The organism is Pseudomonas sp. 22490 (genome assembly GCF_052044465.1).
In the GTDB taxonomy this organism is placed as follows: Bacteria; Pseudomonadota; Gammaproteobacteria; order Pseudomonadales; family Pseudomonadaceae; genus Pseudomonas; species Pseudomonas aeruginosa.
Window position 1 is genome coordinate 1 of the sequence record NZ_JBQENS010000078.1, and the last position, 4,092, is coordinate 4,092.

Consider the following 4,092-nt stretch of genomic DNA (forward strand, 5'->3'; position numbering starts at 1 on the left):
CGGCTCTGTTGCAAAAATCGTGAAGCTTGAGCATGCTTGGCGGAGATTGGACGGACGGAACGATGACGGATTTCAAGTGGCGCCATTTCCAGGGTGATGTGATCCTGTGGGCGGTGCGCTGGTATTGTCGCTATCCGATCAGCTATCGCGACCTTGAGGAAATGCTGGCGGAACGCGGCATTTCGGTCGACCATACGACGATCTATCGCTGGGTCCAGTGCTACGCCCCGGAGATGGAGAAGCGGCTGCGCTGGTTCTGGCGGCGTGGCTTTGATCCGAGCTGGCGCCTGGATGAAACCTACGTCAAGGTGCGGGGCAAGTGGACCTACCTGTACCGGGCAGTCGACAAGCGGGGCGACACGATCGATTTCTACCTGTCGCCGACCCGCAGCGCCAAGGCAGCGAAGCGGTTCCTGGGCAAGGCCCTGCGAGGCCTGAAGCACTGGGAAAAGCCTGCCACGCTCAATACCGACAAAGCGCCGAGCTATGGTGCAGCGATCACCGAATTGAAGCGCGAAGGAAAGCTGGACCGGGAGACGGCCCACCGGCAGGTGAAGTATCTCAATAACGTGATCGAGGCCGATCACGGAAAGCTCAAGATACTGATCAAGCCGGTGCGCGGTTTCAAATCGATCCCCACGGCCTATGCCACGATCAAGGGATTCGAAGTCATGCGAGCCCTGCGCAAAGGACAGGCTCGCCCCTGGTGCCTGCAGCCCGGCATCAGGGGCGAGGTGCGCCTTGTGGAGAGAGCTTTTGGCATTGGGCCCTCGGCGCTGACGGAGGCCATGGGCATGCTCAACCACCATTTCGCAGCAGCCGCCTGATCGGCGCAGAGCGACAGCCTACCTCTGACTGCCGCCAATCTTTGCAACAGAGCCCGCTGGCCGCCTCAGCCTGCCACCCCGTCCCGGATTAAGCCATCACGCAGCAGCCCGGTGAATAAGAGAGGATCAGCGACCTGAGAGTGTGGCTCCAAGACTTGTGCCGCCGCCGAAATTGCGGCGATTGCTGTGGGAACACCTGCAACAATCGCTACCTGGGTAAGAACGCCGAAAATCTGGTCTCGGGTTGCACCCGCGCGTACCGCAGTGGGGACATGAAATTTGATGACATCAATTCCCGTTGCGCCCAACGCCGCGCCGGCTGCGATGATAACGAGTTCCCGGGTTTTCAAATCCAAATCGGTGCGGCTGTATACATCGCCGAAGACCCACTCAATCACATAGCGACCAAAATCAGGCGAGCTATCCTTGAATCCATCAAGGTATGCCTCCGTGGGAATGCCGGTGACTGCGGCGAATGTAGCAGATCCCCTGGCGAAACGGTCCTTTGAGACCTCAGCAGGCAAAGCGACGCTGGAATTTACGACTGACATACCCTATCTCCTCGTTTGCACTGCACCGTGCAGTCTCCAAAACATACATTGCACAGTGCAGTGCAGTCAAGGAAGGTGATGATCATCGTGAACGAAATTAGCCCGTCTTATTCATGAGGGCGGTGGATCGAAGCTGGCGAGCGTAGCGTAAAGCATTGATCTGGCTTAGGGATTGGGTGCTCACACCAACCTTCTTCACCCCATCGAGCCCGCCACGCCCGCCATGTCCGATCTTGACGCACTTCCGTTCGCGTTTCCATCCGTGAGAGCCAAGAAGCTCACAGCCGCCTTCGACGGCGGGCGCCTGACCTCGGACGGCGGCGTCCTGCTGCTGGCTCAGGCGGCCCGGCGGATGCGGATTGCCGACAAGCTCGCCGCGGTGATCCCGGACCGGCGCGATCCGAGCCGGATCGTGCACCCGCTGCCCGAGATCCTCCTGGCGCGCATCCTGGCCATCGCCTGCGGGTATGAGGACGCGGACGACCTCGACCACCTGCGCGCCGACCCCGCCTTCAAGCTCGCCTGCGGGCGCCTGCCCGAGAGCGGCGCGGACCTGATGAGCCAGCCCACCGTCTCGCGGCTGGAGAACACGCCGGACCTGCGCGACCTGATCCGGCTCGGGCGCGTGCTGGTCGACCTGTACTGCGCCAGCTACGCCGTGCCTCCAGCCGCCGTCACCCTGGACATCGACGACACCTGCGACGTGGTCCACGGCCAGCAGCAGTTGTCGTTGTTCAACGCCCACCACGATGCGCGCTGCTTTCTGCCCATCCACGTCTACGACACCGCCACCGCGCGCCCGGTGGCGATGATCCTGCGGCCGGGCAAGACGCCGTCCGGCCGCGAGGTGCGGGGCCATCTGCGCCGCCTCCTCAGGGCCATCCGCCGCCATTGGCCGACGACCGCGATCACGATCCGGGGCGACGGCCATTACGGCCGGCCCGAGGTCATGGACTGGTGCGAAGACAACGGCGTCGCCTACGTCTTCGGCCTGACCGGCACCAAGGCGCTGGCCGCCAAGGTCGAGGATATCGCCGATACCATCCGGGTGGTGCGGGCCATCGGCGACAAGGATGCGGTGCGCGGCTTTGCCGAGACCACGCACGCAGCCAAGTCCTGGCGGCAGGAACGTCGCGTCGCGGCTCGCATCGAAGCCACGCGGCTCGGCCTCGACATCCGCTACGTGGTCACCAACATCGAAACCGGCACGCCCGAATGGCTCTATGCCGAGCTCTACTGCGCCCGCGGCCAGGCCGAGAACCTGATCAAGCTCCACAAGGGCCAGCTCGCCTCCGACCGTACCTCGTGCCGGAACCCCGCCGCCAACCAGATGCGCCTCGTGCTGCACACCGCTGCCTATTGGCTGATGCTGACCGTGCGCGAGGCCATCCCGATCACCCATCGCTTGGCCAAGGCCGAGTTCGCCACGATCCGGTTGCGCCTGCTCAAACTCGGGGCCCGCGTCCGCGAGACCGCGGCCCGCGTCCGTCTCGCCTTTGCCGCAGCCAGCCCCGAGGCCGACCTGCTGCGCCACTTGGCGATCGCGCTCGCCCCGGCACCGGCCTGACCCATGGGGCAGAGACGCCCCGACGAACCCACGCCCGTCCCTCCAGCGCCAACAAAACGACCCCGATCCACACGCGTCAGGCAGACGCGCGATCCCGCTCGCCGTCAGCCCAGAACCCACCGTCCGCCATTGTCCGATGAATAAGACGGGTTAGCGATTCCCCCCCGCAGCGCCGGTCCCTCAACTCGCAGCGACATACCGAAACGAGAGGGAATCCTGGATGCCGCAACGCGCGTCTTCCTCGCGCGAGGCTTTGAAGACACGAGGGCTCTGTTGCAAAGATTGGCGGCAGTCAGAGGTAGGCTGTCGCTCTGCGCCGATCAGGCGGCTGCTGCGAAATGGTGGTTGAGCATGCCCATGGCCTCCGTCAGCGCCGAGGGCCCAATGCCAAAAGCTCTCTCCACAAGGCGCACCTCGCCCCTGATGCCGGGCTGCAGGCACCAGGGGCGAGCCTGTCCTTTGCGCAGGGCTCGCATGACTTCGAATCCCTTGATCGTGGCATAGGCCGTGGGGATCGATTTGAAACCGCGCACCGGCTTGATCAGTATCTTGAGCTTTCCGTGATCGGCCTCGATCACGTTATTGAGATACTTCACCTGCCGGTGGGCCGTCTCCCGGTCCAGCTTTCCTTCGCGCTTCAATTCGGTGATCGCTGCACCATAGCTCGGCGCTTTGTCGGTATTGAGCGTGGCAGGCTTTTCCCAGTGCTTCAGGCCTCGCAGGGCCTTGCCCAGGAACCGCTTCGCTGCCTTGGCGCTGCGGGTCGGCGACAGGTAGAAATCGATCGTGTCGCCCCGCTTGTCGACTGCCCGGTACAGGTAGGTCCACTTGCCCCGCACCTTGACGTAGGTTTCATCCAGGCGCCAGCTCGGATCAAAGCCACGCCGCCAGAACCAGCGCAGCCGCTTCTCCATCTCCGGGGCGTAGCACTGGACCCAGCGATAGATCGTCGTATGGTCGACCGAAATGCCGCGTTCCGCCAGCATTTCCTCAAGGTCGCGATAGCTGATCGGATAGCGACAATACCAGCGCACCGCCCACAGGATCACATCACCCTGGAAATGGCGCCACTTGAAATCCGTCATCGTTCCGTCCGTCCAATCTCCGCCAAGCATGCTCAAGCTTCACGATTTTTGCAACAGAGCCG

Annotated in this window: 4 protein-coding genes; 2 read left to right on the forward strand and 2 right to left on the reverse strand. The window is 63.2% G+C overall.

All coding sequences use genetic code 11. The features are described from left to right. The first annotated feature begins 62 nt into the window (after positions 1-62). Complete coding sequence (locus ACTJJX_RS34805; protein ID WP_001389365.1) at positions 63-827, forward strand: IS6-like element IS6100 family transposase; 765 nt, start codon at positions 63-65, stop codon at positions 825-827. Positions 828-892: 65 nt separating this feature from the next. Here the strand turns inward: ACTJJX_RS34805 and ACTJJX_RS34810 are convergent, their stop codons facing one another. Next, positions 893-1,378, reverse strand: a complete 486-nt coding sequence (locus ACTJJX_RS34810; RefSeq protein WP_046941321.1) for a carboxymuconolactone decarboxylase family protein — start codon at positions 1,376-1,378, stop codon at positions 893-895. 223 nt (positions 1,379-1,601) lie between these two features. Between ACTJJX_RS34810 and ACTJJX_RS34815 the strand changes: the two genes are divergently transcribed. Continuing rightward, positions 1,602-2,945, forward strand: a complete 1,344-nt coding sequence (locus tag ACTJJX_RS34815) for an IS1380 family transposase (protein WP_023082273.1) — start codon at positions 1,602-1,604, stop codon at positions 2,943-2,945. A 320-nt stretch (positions 2,946-3,265) separates the two neighbouring features. Here ACTJJX_RS34815 and ACTJJX_RS34820 read toward each other — a convergent pair whose 3' ends face one another. Further along, positions 3,266-4,030, reverse strand: coding sequence for an IS6-like element IS6100 family transposase (locus tag ACTJJX_RS34820; RefSeq protein ID WP_001389365.1), 765 nt, complete (start codon positions 4,028-4,030; stop codon positions 3,266-3,268). Positions 4,031-4,092: the final 62 nt, after the last annotated feature.

Bases quoted from the DNA above. Each gene is read 5' to 3' on its own strand.
- ACTJJX_RS34805 (WP_001389365.1), top strand. From the start codon at position 63: ATGACGGATTTCAAGTGGCGCCATTTCCAGGGTGATGTGATCCTGTGG.
- ACTJJX_RS34810 (WP_046941321.1), bottom strand. From the start codon at position 1,378: ATGTCAGTCGTAAATTCCAGCGTCGCTTTGCCTGCTGAGGTCTCAAAG.
- ACTJJX_RS34815 (WP_023082273.1), top strand. From the start codon at position 1,602: ATGTCCGATCTTGACGCACTTCCGTTCGCGTTTCCATCCGTGAGAGCC.
- ACTJJX_RS34820 (WP_001389365.1), bottom strand. From the start codon at position 4,030: ATGACGGATTTCAAGTGGCGCCATTTCCAGGGTGATGTGATCCTGTGG.